General features: G+C 41.0%; 16 protein-coding genes. 9 read left to right on the top strand and 7 right to left on the bottom strand.

The genetic code is table 11. The annotated features are described in order from the left end of the window. Together V7K42_RS26855 and V7K42_RS26850 are read right to left on the bottom strand one after the other, a co-directional pair. Positions 1-1,200, bottom strand: a 1,200-nt coding sequence (locus tag V7K42_RS26855) for an oligosaccharide flippase family protein (RefSeq protein ID WP_334920483.1), incomplete at its 3' end; no start/stop codon positions are given. A 73-nt stretch (positions 1,201-1,273) separates the two neighbouring features. Then, positions 1,274-3,487: a GumC family protein gene (locus tag V7K42_RS26850; RefSeq protein WP_334920482.1), complete on the bottom strand. Its 2,214-nt coding sequence runs from the start codon at positions 3,485-3,487 to the stop codon at positions 1,274-1,276. 916 nt (positions 3,488-4,403) lie between these two features. On the opposite strand from V7K42_RS26850, the gene V7K42_RS26845 reads away from it, so the two are divergent. Next, positions 4,404-5,816, top strand: coding sequence for a sugar transferase (locus V7K42_RS26845; protein ID WP_334920480.1), 1,413 nt, complete (start codon positions 4,404-4,406; stop codon positions 5,814-5,816). Positions 5,817-5,826: 10 nt separating this feature from the next. Beyond that, entirely contained in the window at positions 5,827-6,843 is a 1,017-nt protein-coding gene (gene galE, locus V7K42_RS26840) for a UDP-glucose 4-epimerase GalE (RefSeq protein ID WP_334920478.1), read from the top strand. Here galE and V7K42_RS26835 read toward each other — a convergent pair. The 4 genes from V7K42_RS26835 to V7K42_RS26820 are packed head-to-tail and all read right to left on the bottom strand — an operon-like array spanning position 6,840 to position 9,851. After that, positions 6,840-7,295: a 2-phosphosulfolactate phosphatase gene (locus V7K42_RS26835; RefSeq protein ID WP_334920485.1), complete on the bottom strand. Its 456-nt coding sequence runs from the start codon at positions 7,293-7,295 to the stop codon at positions 6,840-6,842. The two genes, galE and V7K42_RS26835, sit on opposite strands and share 4 nt — an antisense overlap. Continuing rightward, entirely contained in the window at positions 7,274-8,404 is a 1,131-nt protein-coding gene (locus V7K42_RS26830) for a helix-hairpin-helix domain-containing protein (protein WP_334920476.1), read from the bottom strand. The genes V7K42_RS26835 and V7K42_RS26830 overlap by 22 nt, the downstream gene beginning before the upstream one ends. A 6-nt stretch (positions 8,405-8,410) precedes the next feature. Continuing rightward, on the bottom strand, positions 8,411-9,181 hold the full coding sequence (locus tag V7K42_RS26825; RefSeq protein ID WP_334920474.1) for a PP2C family serine/threonine-protein phosphatase: 771 nt from the start codon (positions 9,179-9,181) through the stop codon (positions 8,411-8,413). A 10-nt stretch (positions 9,182-9,191) separates the two neighbouring features. Then, positions 9,192-9,851: a vWA domain-containing protein gene (locus V7K42_RS26820; RefSeq protein WP_334920472.1), complete on the bottom strand. Its 660-nt coding sequence runs from the start codon at positions 9,849-9,851 to the stop codon at positions 9,192-9,194. A 196-nt stretch (positions 9,852-10,047) separates the two neighbouring features. Here V7K42_RS26820 and V7K42_RS26815 point away from each other — a divergent pair, with 196 nt between their 5' ends. Continuing rightward, a complete protein-coding gene (locus V7K42_RS26815) occupies positions 10,048-11,232 on the top strand; it encodes a class I SAM-dependent methyltransferase (protein ID WP_334920470.1) in 1,185 nt (394 codons plus the stop codon). A gap of 43 nt (positions 11,233-11,275) precedes the next feature. On the opposite strand, the gene V7K42_RS26810 is transcribed toward V7K42_RS26815, so the two are convergent. Next, positions 11,276-11,413 carry a hypothetical protein gene (locus tag V7K42_RS26810; protein WP_334920468.1) on the bottom strand — a complete coding sequence of 46 codons (138 nt, stop codon included), beginning with the start codon at positions 11,411-11,413 and terminating at the stop codon, positions 11,276-11,278. A gap of 326 nt (positions 11,414-11,739) precedes the next feature. On the opposite strand from V7K42_RS26810, the gene V7K42_RS26805 reads away from it, so the two are divergent. From V7K42_RS26805 to atpH, 6 genes are all read left to right on the top strand, one after another. Further along, on the top strand, positions 11,740-12,222 hold the full coding sequence (locus V7K42_RS26805; RefSeq protein WP_334920466.1) for an ATP synthase subunit I: 483 nt from the start codon (positions 11,740-11,742) through the stop codon (positions 12,220-12,222). A gap of 61 nt (positions 12,223-12,283) precedes the next feature. Then, positions 12,284-13,045: a F0F1 ATP synthase subunit A gene (gene atpB, locus V7K42_RS26800; protein ID WP_175586935.1), complete on the top strand. Its 762-nt coding sequence runs from the start codon at positions 12,284-12,286 to the stop codon at positions 13,043-13,045. Between the two features lie 149 nt (positions 13,046-13,194). Beyond that, a complete protein-coding gene (atpE, locus tag V7K42_RS26795) occupies positions 13,195-13,440 on the top strand; it encodes an ATP synthase F0 subunit C (protein ID WP_012411162.1) in 246 nt (81 codons plus the stop codon). A gap of 181 nt (positions 13,441-13,621) precedes the next feature. Further along, entirely contained in the window at positions 13,622-14,053 is a 432-nt protein-coding gene (locus tag V7K42_RS26790; RefSeq protein ID WP_334920464.1) for a F0F1 ATP synthase subunit B', read from the top strand. 162 nt (positions 14,054-14,215) lie between these two features. Next, positions 14,216-14,788: a F0F1 ATP synthase subunit B gene (locus V7K42_RS26785; protein ID WP_334920463.1), complete on the top strand. Its 573-nt coding sequence runs from the start codon at positions 14,216-14,218 to the stop codon at positions 14,786-14,788. Next, positions 14,785-15,339 carry an ATP synthase F1 subunit delta gene (atpH, locus tag V7K42_RS26780; protein WP_334920461.1) on the top strand — a complete coding sequence of 185 codons (555 nt, stop codon included), beginning with the start codon at positions 14,785-14,787 and terminating at the stop codon, positions 15,337-15,339. Before V7K42_RS26785 ends, atpH begins: the two co-directional genes overlap by 4 nt. Positions 15,340-15,381 lie beyond the last annotated feature (42 nt).

Here is a 15,381-nt window from a genome sequence, read left to right as displayed (position 1 = left end):
TGTTAAGCCAAAATTATAAGCACCAATGGCAATTAATCCTAGTGACGAAAAACTAGCTAGCAGCTGAATCAATGCACAGGCTTTAACTGCATTTGTTGCTAACAAAGAGTAGTAGCCAACTGCATGGCAGGAAAAAAGTGCATAAATTACTGTTGCAATACAGAACGTAATTAAGTATTGACTTGCAGTTTGCTCAGAAAATAGTATTTTGAGAATTAGTGGCGAAAGTGTTATGAGAGTTGCTCCCATTCCTAAAGCAAATAATCCATTAATTTGGGTAGCTTGTTTAAGTTGCTGCTCCAATTGACGCTGATTAATATTCTGCTGTCCAATTAGATTGCTTAAAGTTGGAAGTAAAGGTTGTACAGGTAAGGCAGAAAATGAGTTTATTTGGGCGGTGATATCTGTGATTCCTGCATATACTCCAAGCACTTGACTACCTAAAAAGCTTCCAACAATCAACCGATCGCCTCGACTAAAAAGCATACTTCCCAATGTATTTAACCACATCATTAAGCTGTAGCCTCCGACTGCTATTGCTTTTTGTTGATTCCAACTCAGACGAAGGTTCAAATTTTGAAGTAGCGATCGCACTACCCAGATATGACTTAACAAAGTCACTACACCAATTCCAGCCTGCCACTGCATTAACTCAACGGTGCGACCTCCTAGCAATACTACAATTAGCATTCCGACATTCAGTAGGACGGACTGCATTGTATTTAGCACATTCATCAAGTCATAACGCTGATGGGCTTGTTCGACACCAATCAAGATTTGTTGCAGTAATCGCGCTGCTACTACTAAGCCACCAATTTTGATAGCCTGTATAACTTTTAACTGTTGTAACTGACCCAATTTAGGAAATAAATTCATAATCGGTTCAGCACCCATCCAAAGAGCAACTACTGCTAAAGTTGCTAATATCAGCATTGCTCCAAAAGTTACAGTCAAGGTTTGTGACAGACCATTAATATCTTTCTTTCCTAAGTCTTGCGAGACAAATACAGTTGTGGCTGTAGAAAGACCAGCTTCAGCTAAAGTAACCATTACCACCACAGCAGAAGCTAAAGTCCATAGTCCATACTCTTCAATCCCCAACAGGCGAATTAGTATAGGGATAATCAGTATACCTAGCCCTATTTTGATTAATCCTGTTATTGAATTGTAAAAACCGTTCTTAAGTATGCTGTTGTTCACCAAAAATATTCTCTTTTAATACAAGCATTACCGTAAAAAACCAGAAGAGTTAAATTAAACCGCCATCTAACGATCAGGAAATGCGTATATTGGGGAACTTCAGTTCACCCTTACCATTGCGTAGCTTGCCGCCGTAGGCATCGCTGCTATTTTTGTCGTAATAACCTTTCTGGCTGTAGTGAATAAGACCACTATCAGCAGTAACTCCATTCATCACCATTCCCAAAACGCGCGATCGCGCTTGCTCAAGCATCATCTTTGTACTCTTGGCAACAGCACAATCCAGCACTCCAGGACGTACAACTAGCAATATCCCATCTGCCATCTTGCCCAGCATCAATGCATCACCAAACAAACTCAAGGCAGGAGTATCAATAATCACACAATCGTACTCTTTGGCTGCCTCTTCAATTAACAAAGCCATACGCTGTGAATCTAGCAATGCTGCGGGGTTGGGTGGAATTGTCCCAGCCGTTAACAGATCCAAGTTAACTAATACTTCTTGGGCGGTGTTGCAGAACTCCGTTTGACCAACTAAAACATTACTTAGTCCGACTGGGTTAGATAATTTCCAGATTTCCTGTTGGCAGGAGTGACGCATATCCGCATCTACTAATAAGATTCTACGTCCCATGTGTGCCTTAGCTACTGCTAGATTCGCTGCTACAAACGATCTACCTTCACCTGGAGTTGAACTAACTACGGCAATTACTTTTAATGGTTTATCAGAGATGGTAAAATCCAGGTTTGTCTGAAGCATCTCAAAAGCTGAACTTGCTGCCGAATATGGATTATCTCTCACCGGCAGTTCGACTAAAGCTTCCCCATCATTTTTAGATTTTTGACCCAAGTGAGGAATCGTACCGAGTAAGGGATAACTTAATAACTGCTGGGCTTGTTCGAGAGTTTTGAGGGATTGATCCATAGCTTCTAACATCAGAGCTAACCCTACACCGAGCAAAATGCCCAAAAATCCACCCAGCGCTAGGTAAAGAGCAATGTTGGGAGAAACAGCTTTTTTAGGAAGCAAAGCCGCAGATACTACCCTGGCATTACCGACATTCTGATTTACTACTACTTCGACTTCTTGCGATCGCTTTAGCAGTTCTTCATAGGTAGACCTCCCTACTTGCAACTGTCGCTCTAACTGCTGCTGTTTTTCTTGCAGTTGGGGTAAGATACTCAATCGTCTTTGGGAAAGTGTATAAGCATTCTGCAAAACTGTAACTCGATTAGCTAATGCTGACCGCTCTACATTCGACTGTACGAGTTGGGCCAGTAGGGTCTGCTTGAGTTCTCCCATCCCTAAATTTTGAGATGATACAGATTTTTCTCTATCTGCATTCTCAATAATTCGAGTCTCTAGCTGCTTTTTCAGGGCTGCTTCTTTTGCTGTCAAATTAGCGATCGCTGGATGTTCATTTGTATAGCGAGTATGTGCCACCGCTAACTCGTTTTCCGTCTCCTGATACTCTGTTAACACCTCCTGTACGCTTTTTGATTGACTTAAATTCCCCATATCTACAGCCTGCTGCGAATTCAATCTCAATTGACGCTCCAGAAGTTGTGAGCGAGTCTCAGCATCCGTTAAATTTGCCTGGGCTTCGGTAATCTGGTCTAATAAACCTGCGAGTCTATCTACTCCTTGTGTTGCTTCTTGGTCTAAGGCAATTACGCGATTTTCTTCTTTAAACCGACGTAAAGCTGCCTCTGATTTGACTACCCTTGCTTCAACTTCAGGCAATTGCTTATTTAAAAACTTCTGTGCCACTGTCGCTTGGGTTTGGTTAATGCGAATATTATTCTCTAGGTAATATCTCATTAGCAAATTCACAACATCTGCTGCTTCTATGGGATTGCTACTCCTGTAGGAAATCGCCAAAATATCCGTACCTCGGATACTCTTGATCTTGATTTTCTTGAGAAAATCATCTATTGCCAAGGGTATTCCTCGCTTATCTACCAATTTGAGACTAGTAATAGTTTTCTCAACTATTGGGTTAGAACGAATTACCTCTGCTTCTGTATCCAATGGGCTACTTAATTGAGTCACACTACTCAACTCTCCAACTTGTGCCGAGGGACTTGTCAACGAAGAAACCCGGTCAGTTTTACTAAACAGTAACTTGCCTTCTGCTTCATAAATTGGTTTTTGCCTGATAGCAATTAAAGCTGAAAGTCCAAAAACAGAGGCAGTCACCGCAGTTATGACTAGCCAACGCCTTTTCATAATCAGCGAGTATTGTTGCAAATCTAGAGAGTTTTGGTCTTCTTGGTTAGAGGGCATAGAATATGTTGCTAATAGTTGAAAAAGTTACTAATATTGCTTCCCAATTTCAGTAGTCCAAGATAATCATTTGGACATTATTAAATATAATTACCTTTAAAATCTTGTATAAAAAACAACTATTTAATCATGGTTCTTTAGATTATTTTCTTTTCTGTTGCTCTTTTTAGATGTTATCTCAGAAACATTATCTAATTGTCAAGGTTTTTTTAATATTCTTTCTCTAGGATTTTATATTTCTTTGACAAATATTTGAATTAAATAAAGCCTTGACCTTCATATAACCTTCATACAAGCTGCTGTACTGGTATTATAAAATACAAATTATTTTTAGCTTTTTTTTATAAATCAAATAATGTTTTTATTTTTTAAGTATTAATACTCAAAATATTATAATTGATGAAAACGTTATTAAATTAACTAATATTTACGTACATAAAAACGCTTAAAGTCCTAACGAGTAAGGATTATAAATATTTTTATTTATAATTTATAAACTCTTTATACTTAAATTTATAATTAGCTGGGAGCAATAACTTTTATATTTAGTTGTATTTAATTCAAAAACCTTACTAAAAGTTAAGTAAGTATATTGGCAATAATTTAATTTTAAAGTTTATATTTACTACATTCATATCATCATGCAAGTATAATGCAAATGTAAAGTAAAAAATCGGACAGCCTACGCAAGTAAGATGTAGGTTTGACATATATACTACGGGAAATTGCTGATGCTGACTCTCCTAGTCCGTAATACCCAATACCCAATACTTTTGAAAAACAGAGCATTCAAAAAATTTATTGCTTGTGTGCCTTTTGACATAGATAGCTAATCCTTAGTATTGCTATCTTGGAATTTATTGCTGACTTTAGTGAACAAATCAATACCAGGATACTGAAAGAATAAGAAAAATTAATGACTCTTACAAGTTCTGTTAGTTACCCTGCTAATGCTAGGCTGCCCAATATAGTCCGCAGCCTACCAATATTGCTTTTGTTAGGAGATATTTTTGGTTTGCTCATTTGTTTAGCGATCGCACAATGGTTGCGTTTAGATCAACCCTTGCATTGGCTCAATTCATTGCCTTATGGATTTGTGTGTATGACACTTGCAGCATTTTATTTAGCAGATGCGTACCATCCAGAGCGACAAATCGCAGGTTTAAGAGCGCCTGCTCGAATTATTGTTTGTAACATTGCGATCGCCTTCTTCATTTCCGCCCTAATTTACTTGTCAGGCATTGGCAAACATCATCCGGTATTGTGGCGGAGTGTCTTCTTACCTAGCTTGGGAATCTTTACTATCTGGGCTGTAATATTGCGCGTGATGGCAGTCAAATGGGTGCGATCGCACGACCTGAAAAGTCGTTGGTTAATACTAGGAGCAGGGGATAATGCGATTAAATTTGCACAAAAACTGCTAGTGCTTAATCCTTTAGGAAAGTTGACTATTCTAGCAGAAGAAAATCAAACAACTATAGACTTACCAAAAAGCAATCTGAGTTATCAGGGAAATCTGAGCGATCTGTCGCAATGGAGTCAAGAATCCTGGTCTGGGGTGATAGTTACAGCCCAGATAAATTTTTCCCAATCTCAAACACAACAGTTAATGCAGATACGGTTGCGAGGTATTCCGGTTTATACACTGCCGGATGTTTACCAAACATTTTGGTATAAACTTCCTTCATCGCTCCTACAAGATAAATGGTTGGCTTTTAGCGATGGTTTTAACCTAATGCCTGGTTACTTCAGTATGAAACTGAAGCGAGTTGTCGATCTGATATTGATCCTCTTTTTACTAGTATTAGTTGCACCACTGCTGTTGTTGGTTGCATTACTAATTAGATTAGATAGTCCTGGCCCAGTATTGTACAGTCAGCAGCGAAGTGGGTTGTATGGTAAACCATTTAGAGTTTATAAATTTCGCTCCATGTCTCAGGATGCAGAAAAGTTGGGGGCGCAGTGGGCTAGTCAACGCGATCCACGAATCACCAGAGTCGGATACTGGCTACGTTTGTTGCGTATTGATGAATTACCTCAAATATGGAACGTCTTACAGGGTGAAATGAGTCTGATTGGGCCTCGTCCAGAACGACCAGAATTTGATGTCAAACTCAAACAAGCCATTCCCTACTATGAAGTACGCTATCTGGTAAAACCGGGAATTACAGGCTGGGCACAGGTTATGTATCCATACGGAGCATCTATTGAAGATGCTTACGAAAAGCTTTCTTACGATCTGTATTACATCAAAAATTATTCCATTTGGTTGGATTTAGCGATCGCCTTTAAAACCATTCGAGTTGTTTTGCTAGGTAAAGGTAGATAAGGAAAAAGAAATGAAAAAGAAAATATTGGTAACTGGTGGTGCTGGTTACATTGGCTCCCATGTAGTTCGTCAACTGGGGGAAGCTGGTTATGATGTCGTGGTCTACGACAACTGTTCTACTGGTTCACCTGCATCTGTAATCTACGGGAAACTAATTATTGGCGATTTAGTAGATACTGGGCATCTTTATCAAATTTTTGCCCAGCATCAATTTAGTGCAGTTTTACACTTTGCTGCTAGTCTGATTGTTCCAGATTCAATAGCTCATCCCCTCGACTACTACGCAAACAACACCCGTAACACCTTAAATTTGCTCCACTGCTGTAGCGTTATGGGTGTTAACAAGTTCATCTTTTCCAGCACAGCCGCAGTGTACGGTGAAGTTAAAGATAATCCCGTTACTGAGTCAAATCCTACACAGCCCATTAACCCTTACGGCCGCTCCAAATTGATGAGTGAATGGCTGATCCGGGATTATGCAGCAGCATCTTCACTACGGTACGTAATTCTACGTTACTTTAACGTAGCAGGTTCTGAACCAAATGGATTATTGGGGCAAATGTCACCGAATGCCACTCACTTGATTCGGGCTGCTTGTGATGCGGCACTCAAGCGCAAGCCAGAAGTCCGAATTTTTGGCACTGATTTTCCTACGCCCGATGGAACTGCAATCCGAGATTACATCCACGTCGAGGATTTAGCAACTGCTCACTTAGATGCTTTGGATTACCTAGAAAAAAGAGGGGAAAGCCAAATTTTCAACTGCGGTTACGGGCAAGGATACAGTGTGCGGCAAGTTATTGAAAGAGTCAAGTCTATTTCCGGTGTAGATTTTCCTGTTATTGCTGCTCCACGTCGTCCGGGCGATCCTGCCTGTGTTGCAGCTTGTGCTGATAAAATCCGTAGAGTTTTAGGTTGGCAACCAAAGCACGATGACTTAGACGAGATTATCGACACAACCATTACCTGGGAAAAACACAAAGGTAACTTGGCAAGGCAAAGGCATCTAAATATGGCACATGCTTAATTAATGTAAGCAGAATTTACATAGGCGTTAGCAATAAACAAAGGCACGCAATCACTAATATTGTAGGCGGCAGACAGTTCAACATCTAACTCAAAACCTTTTTCAATCAACTCTTTACCCGAACTGCATTTTTTCAAGTACCCCAGTAAATCTTGCTGGAAAGCTTGAAATGTTGCCACAGCAACTTCTGCCTCTGGTGATAAACTGCCATGTAAATAACTAAGAATTGCTCCAGCACCAATTAAATCTTCAAATGCAGGACGTAGGCTACCATCTTCTTTCCACCTCTCACCGGCAGGAATTACAGCGATTTGATCGCCATACTTTTGAGCAAACTCCGCTACAGCTTGGCAATTTCGCAAGCAACCAGCCAAAGTTGGCGTATTCCCTGTATGTAAAGTTAGAAAAGACCCATTAGGTGAGGGTAAAACTAGTTTAGTTCCAGCAGGAATTTCAGATACCGATTTTGGCGACAGAGAATATCCAGTTGTAGGGTTTTAGATGCCGCCAAAATTCCCTTTTTTGATGTTGATTTAATAACTCCAGGAAATATATCAATACCAAGTTTTGTAGAATGATCGCACCAATAACACTTACCATAAGTTCGGCTGTAATAATGGCTGTCTAACTTTCCACAGATAGTTAACTCATTAACAGCAAGTCTCAGCGCCTTTACCCAATCCCCAGCAGTTGGGCGCAAGTTAGGATTTTTATAACCATCATTAAAGCATTTGAGAAAACATCGCTGAACCTCTGGATGAACAATCTCAAGCGGAATTGTCCTATCTACAGGCTGAAACAAACTGTTTGGTGCATACAGCCATAAACCCTGACGGATAAGTTCATTAGTTTCTGGAATTTTCCCCGCCCCTATCCACTCTCCCGTAAAAAGAGTTTGACCACCAAACAACAATTGATAGATAATCACTGCTAACCGGAAGCGATCGTGTACTTCCGTTTGATCGATAGTAGAAAAATCTTTATCAATCAGTTCCGGTGGTGTATAATCTGGTGAACCAACTGGACAACGATAAATCTTGCCATTTACCGGATTCCGAACCTGAAAAGAATCAGTATCAATAATTGAAGGTAAGGCGCGATCGTTAACAAGAATATTTTGCTGATTGATGTCACCCAAAACATAGCCAGAAATGTGAATTGCTTCAATAATTGAGGCTATATTAAGAGCCGTTGTGTGGAGAAAACGCCAATCAACATCAAGTTTTAAAGCCTTTCTTTTGCTGGGATTGTATACATCAATAAGTTCTTTTGCTTCCTTAATTTCCGGCATCAAAAAACCCACACAATTACCCTGAGCATCTTTCAGTACCGACTTAGGCCAAGCAAAAGAAATATGATTGAGGTGAGAGTTTGGCTCTTTGGGTCGGTGCGCTATCATCATAGCCAATTTTTGCACACGCTCAGGAGTTTGTGAGTGATAAGTTTTTGCTAAGTAACCATTGTGATTAGTTCGCCAAACTTTACCTTCACCACTATTAGCTATCGGTTCACCCAGCAGAGTAATTGATTTTCCCGTACTAGCACAGGTGAGAACTGTCATCGAATTTTACTCTCTATCAAACAAGCACAAAAGTAAAGTTTTATCATCGTCAGTGCGAGAATTTAGCCGCTCAGAGTTAAGGAATTCCGTCAGATATTTATCTTCCTTTGGATTAACAGTTTCGTGTAAGTATTCCTCCAAAGGTTTAAAGAAAGGTGAGAAAGGTTTCCAGTCGCTCAAGCGAATTGCCACTTTTTCCAGTCCATCAGTGGAAGCACAAATAAACTCTTGTTTTTCGGAAATAACCTCTACCTGCATATCTTTTACTGCATTTGTTGAGGTGATAAAAGTTGTTTCATTGACAAACTCACCTTTATCTGGTTTAAACAACAGTTTATATTCTGACTCTTGGGAACGCAGCACAATAAATCCATCCCCGATTTGCATAGCTGCAATCCAGTCAGGAGTTGCCACGAAAACTAATAACGTACAAGCTAAATCATTGACAGAATAATCTCCTTCTTCTGCTTGCTTTTGTAATTCTTTAATAACTTGGTTCACAATCTTAGCAAAAACTTTCTCTGCTTCTTCTTTGGAAAGTGGTTGAGAAAAATCTTCCTTCTGAGGAGATTCATTAATTTCAGAAAAGCATTTGAGTACCGTTTCTATCGCCAACTTAGAACCAACATCAGAATGTTTGGCGCTACCAGCACCATCAGCAACTGCGCCTAAAATAACATCATCAAAGATGCCATAATCAACATAATCTTGACAAACTATCTCCTGCTTTTGATGACTTGTTCCGATCGCAGAATCCGCAACGGCTTTCCAATTCACAAAATTTCCCCTAAGTAGTAATTTGACCCCATCCCACAGCCGGTAAAGCTACAGCCTGTCCCACTTTGCCACTAGAAACCCGTTTCATCGAAGCAGAAAGCCAGACAAACAACTCACGAAAATCTAAGCGATTTAGCATAATTGGTGGACGTTCAGGTGGTGAAATTTGTTGGAGGATATTCATATCAGCACCCTGTACACCAACTGCAAAAAACAACAGTCGGCTTTGTGCTTCTGCTTCTCTCAATCTTTGCGCGGCTAATAACCAGGAGTCTGTTGGCGCTCCATCTGTAATCAAAAATACCCAAGGGCGATAATAGAGAATACCGTTGTCTTTATAAGCCTGTTTGCGGTTTTCTAAAAAATCCAAAGCATACTCAATCGCTCCACCCATGGGGGTACCACCATTTACTTCCAATATAGGCGGTGTAAATTGGTCAATTGTTACAAAGTCTTGCTTCAGTTTAACTATAGGACCAAATGTAATCATTGCCACTTCCACACTCAGCGATGCTTGAGAATCTTTGAGTACATCTGCTTTGAAAGCAGCAAGTCCTCGATTTAACTCTTGGATAGGCTGACCTGACATAGACCCAGAAGTATCGAGTAAAAGAATTACAGGGCAACGATTTTCTGGATTCTCAACGAATTCAGGCAATCCTATAGCCATTCCATGCTCCTTAATAAGTAAGTTTTTATATAAAATTACAATTAAAGCTTATTAGTTAATAGATACTTAAACAGTAGTGTTTTTACTGAAACAACTTTCCTACCTAAAATATATGGGTTGATGGCGATCGCAATTATTTGTCTACCTGAAGTGTCCAGCATTCGCTAAACTCAGAAATGCTGCGTTACTCCTCATCATGTCCGATTCCCAAACCGTTAGTGCTGCTGTTGCCAAACTCTACAATACATATCCCTTTCCGCCGGAAGCTTTGTTGGATGAACCACCTCCAGGTTATAACTGGCGCTGGAATTGGCTAGCCGCTCATAATTTCTGCACAGGTCAAAAACCTCAAAGACAAGATATTCGGATTTTAGATGCAGGTTGCGGTACTGGTGTAAGTACAGAGTACCTGGTTCACCTCAACCCCCAGGCTTCTGTTGTGGGAATTGACCTCAGTACTGGTGCTTTAGATGTAGCAAAAGAACGTTGTCAGCGTTCTGGGGCTAACCGTGTTGAGTTTCATCACCTCAGCTTGTTTGATGTGGAACAGTTACCGGGTGAGTTTGATTTAATTAACTGTGTTGGCGTTTTGCATCATACCCTCGATCCAATTCGCGGTATTCAAGCCTTGGCGAAAAAGTTAGCCCCAGGCGGCTTGATGCACATTTTTGTGTATGGGGAATTGGGGCGCTGGGAAATTCAACTCATGCAAAAAGCGATCGCACTTCTGCAAGGTGACAAAAAAGGCGACTACCGCGATGGTGTCCAAGTCGGGCGAAAAATATTTTCTTCTTTACCAGAAAATAACCGAATTGTCAAATCCGAAAAGCAGCGCTGGTCATTAGAAAATCACAAGGATGAACACTTTGCTGATATGTACGTTCATCCCCAAGAAATTGACTACAACATTGAGACGCTGTTTGAATTAATTGATGCTTCGGGATTGGAGTTTATTGGTTTCTCGAATCCGAGTTTCTGGGATTTGGAGAGACTTTTGGGCAAAGCACCGGAGTTAGTAGAACGGGCAAAAGATTTGAGCGATCGCCAGCTTTATCGCCTGATAGAATTACTAGATCCAGAAGTAACTCATTACGAGTTTTTCCTCGGTCGTCCTCCCTTAGCCAAAGCTGACTGGTCAGACGATAATGCTTTATTGGCAGCGATTCCCGAACTTAATCCTTGTCTTGAAGGATTTCCTAGTCAGTGCTTCTTTAATTACAATTACCAGATTGTTAATTTATCTGTACCAGAGTTTGAATTTATGCAAAAGTGTGATGCAAATTCCACAGTTGCAAATATTTTGACAGGTGTAGAACTGGGATTAGATGGAGTAAGAACGCTTCTTCAGCAGCAACTGATTTTATTGACACCAGCTTCTTAATTAAACTGAACTCTGTTACTGGCTTAACAAAAGCAATTTATACTCATGGTGATGAGCGATCGCCCATCACCACTTTTGGTAAATTAATGTAAATTAGGAAAGTACCCAATAAACAGGGTATTGCACATCCTAAAAGTTGGAGTTTTCTGGAATTTAGCAGTGGTGCGATCTTTGATGACAAGCCGCTACTCTACAATTTCTGATTTGCGGTACGTCCATACACTCCTCAAGCACCAGTTGATTTTATTGACACCGACTTAATTCAAACACCAAGATGTTATGTAACGACTTTGGAGGAGGATAATCCACTCAAAAAAGCTGGAATTAGAAGAAAATTTGAATTTTCCGGCAACGATTATTGATTATTCATCCGCACACTCTCTTACATCATCAGTCACTCTCTTACTTCGGAGAGCGCAATTTTACTGACTGTCTAAGGTTGACAAGAAGTTAATTGTTTTTTCCTAAAGTATTGTTACCGGATCGTGATATGATTCAGCTGACTGAATGTGCAGTCATCATAATTTAGCTGTACTGGTTTCAAGTCTCGTGAGCTTGTCAGACGAATCAATTGCGCCCACTCCGACAACGCAACAAGATGCTAAAACTGGTTCTGGAGACACAGAATCAGGTAACTCTATGCAAGAGTTTCATCAACTCTTCCAGCGATTGTTGGTAATCACGCTTGTCTTGACGGGGGTTATTTTTATCTCTGTGTGGATTTTTTATTCCTTAAACATTGCCCTAAATTATTTAATTGGGGCGTGTACAGGTGTGGTTTACTTAAAAATGTTGGCTAGAGACGTTGAGCAACTTGGTAGTGAAAAAACCAGTTTGAGCAAAACTCGTTTTGCTCTATTTATTGGAGTCATGATCGTAGCAACTCAATGGCGTGAGCTACAGATTTTGCCCATATTTTTGGGATTTCTAACTTACAAAGCCACGCTCCTCGTCTATATGGTGCAAATTGCGTTCATTCCTGATTCTTAAAAAGTTCAGGCTCACAAAGATAGTAATCCCATCCTCGCTCGTTGGGGAAAAAGCTTGAAGAATGCAAATGCTTAGTGTCTTAAACGCCTTTAATTCTTTTCCCCTCGCCGAATTAGAAGTAGGTCATCATTTCTATTGGCAGTTGGGCAATCTTAAAATTCATGGGCAAGTTTTTCTCACCTCATGGTTTGTGATTAGCATTTTAGTAGTGGCTTCAATAGCTGCTACTCGCAACGCACAAAGAATTCCCAAGGGCATCCAGAATTTGATGGAATACGCCCTAGAATTTATTCGTGATTTGGCCAAAAACCAACTTGGTGAGAAAGAGTACCGCCCTTGGGTGCCATTTATTGGCACATTGTTCTTGTTTATTTTCGTATCGAACTGGTCAGGGGCGCTAATTCCCTGGAAGCTCATCAAGCTACCTTCGGGCGAATTGGCTGCTCCCACCAATGACATCAATACGACTGTTGCATTAGCATTGTTAACATCCTTAGCGTACTTTTACGCGGGTTTTAGCAAACGGGGTTTAGGCTACTTTAAGAAATATATAGAGCCAACACCCGTTTTGTTGCCGATCGCAATTCTTGAAGATTTCACCAAACCCCTCTCCCTAAGCTTCCGGCTATTTGGTAATATTTTGGCGGATGAATTGGTTGTAGCGGTGTTGGTGCTGCTAGTTCCTCTATTTGTACCTCTGCCTGTAATGGCCTTGGGTTTATTTACCAGTGCCATTCAAGCCCTGGTTTTCGCCACCCTAGCCGGAGCATACATTCATGAGGCAATGGAGGGGCATGGTGGAGATGAACATGAGGAGCATTAAACTTCTCAGTTGATAGCACAGTTCCAAGAGCATATTCGCTCAAAACATCGCAAAGCGCGATCGAAAGAACTCATGTGCAGCGTGAAAACCACGTTTCTAATCGTTAACGTAAGTCTGTTAGTTTTGTAATCAAAGCAAGGAAAATCAACATGGATCCATTAGTTCAGGCTGCTTCAGTTCTCGCTGCTGCTTTAGCGATTGGTTTAGCTGCAATTGGCCCTGGTATTGGTCAAGGTAACGCTGCTGGACAAGCAGTAGAAGGTATTGCTCGTCAACCTGAAGCAGAAGGAAAAATTCGCGGTACTCTGCTATTAACCTTGGCATTCATGGAATCCTTGACTATCTATGGTCTAGTAATTGCCCTGGTATTGCTGTTTGCTAATCCTTTCGGTTAATACCTGAAATTTTTGTGAGTGTGGAGACGTGAATCATCACGCCTCTACAATCAAAATTTTTTGGGTATCGTAATATTTCTAATGTTCAGTTGACCCTTGTTGGCTATGGGTCTCTAAAATATGAAAGGTTGGATGACGTTGCTAGCCATGAAAACTGCTACTCCAGCCAAAGAGGAGACAAATGTTTGATTTCGATGCTACCTTGCCCTTCATGGCATTGCAATTCCTGCTACTAGCAGCTTTATTGAATGCAATTTTCTATAAGCCACTGACCAAGGTACTAGACGATCGCGATAATTATATCCGAACTAATACCCTTGAGGCGCGAGAAAGCTTGGCTAAAGCCGAGCGCTTGGCTACCGAATATGAGCAGCAACTCGCAGACGCTCGCAGACAATCGCAAGCTACTGTAGAAGCCGCTCAACTTGAAGCTAAGAAAATTACTGCCGAAAAAATAGCCGAAGCCCAAAAGGAAGCTCAGTCTCAACGAGAACAAGCTTCTGTTGAAATAGAACAACAAAAGCAACAAGCTTTTAGTACCTTAGAGCAACAAGTTGATGCTTTAAGCCGGCAGATTCTAGAAAAACTATTGGGGCCAACTCCGGTTAGATAAACTAACGAGATTGGTTCTGTGTAAAGCATACGCGCAACTGGCCCCTAGTCCAGAGCGCTTAATTAAGTGTCAAAAAAAGGCACTTTTTCCCTTCTGGGGAAAGATACTTAATTTCCCTTCGGGAAAATACAACGTATTAGCAAGCGAGCAGCGCACTTGTAAATGGGTATCATGGGGACATTCTTATTACTTGCCGCAGAAGCGAACGCTGTTCACTCTGAATTGGCAGAAGGCGCAGGAGAAGGTGGTTTCGGTCTAAACCTAGACATTTTTGAAACCAATCTGATCAATTTAGCGATTCTGGTTGGCATCTTATTCTACTTCGGACGTAAAGTTTTAAGCAATATCCTGAACGAGCGACAATCCAATATTGCCACCGCAATTCAGGAAGCAGAAGGGCGCTTAAAAGAGGCAAAGACTGCCCTTTCCCAAGCGCAAGAGCAGTTAAAGCAATCTCAGGCAGAAGCAGAACGTATCCGCCAATCAGCCGTAGAAAACGCCCAAAAATCAAAAGAAGCCTTATTAGCAAAGGCAGCGCAAGACGTAGAACGCTTGAAACAAACAGCAGCAGCAGATTTAAACACCGAAACTGAGCGAGCAATCGCTCAATTACGGCAACGAGTTGCTACACTAGCATTGCAGAAAGTCGAATCGCAGCTTAAAGGCGGGATTGCCGACGATGCTCAACAAAGTTTAATTGACCGCAGCATCGCACAACTGGGAGGCAATGTATGACAAGTCAGGTAGCAACAGCCGAAGTCGCACAACCTTATGCACAGGCGCTTTTGTCAATAGCGCAATCGAAAAATTTGACAGAAGAGTTCGGGGAAGATGCGCGGACTTTTCTGGGACTGCTAAAGGCAGACAAACAGCTACATAACTTCTTCAGCAACCCGTTTATTCAGTCTGAGAACAAAAAAGCTCTCATCAAACAAATACTCGGTGAAGGCGCTAACCCCTACTTACGTAACTTTTTGTTAGTGCTAGTAGACAAACGTCGCATTGCATTCTTGGAATCGATTTTTCAACAATATCTGGCGCTGTTGCGGCAGCTGAATCAAACCGTATTAGCGGAAGTAATTTCAGCCGTTCCCCTCACAGAAGCTCAACAGCAAGCAATTACAGAAAAAGTGATTGCCATAACTAATGCTCGCCAGGTAGAACTAGAAAGCAAGGTAGACAGTGAGTTAATTGGTGGTGTGATCATTAAAGTAGGTTCGCAGGTAATTGATGCCAGTATCCGGGGTCAGTTGCGCCGCCTTTCATTGCGCTTAACTAATAGCTAAAAAATTGGGACTGGGTACTGGGTACTGGGGACTAGGAAGAAG

It is taken from the genome of Nostoc sp. (assembly GCF_036917455.1).
Classification (GTDB): Bacteria; Cyanobacteriota; Cyanobacteriia; order Cyanobacteriales; family Nostocaceae; genus Nostoc.
This window is presented reverse-complemented; position numbering and strand designations above follow the sequence as displayed.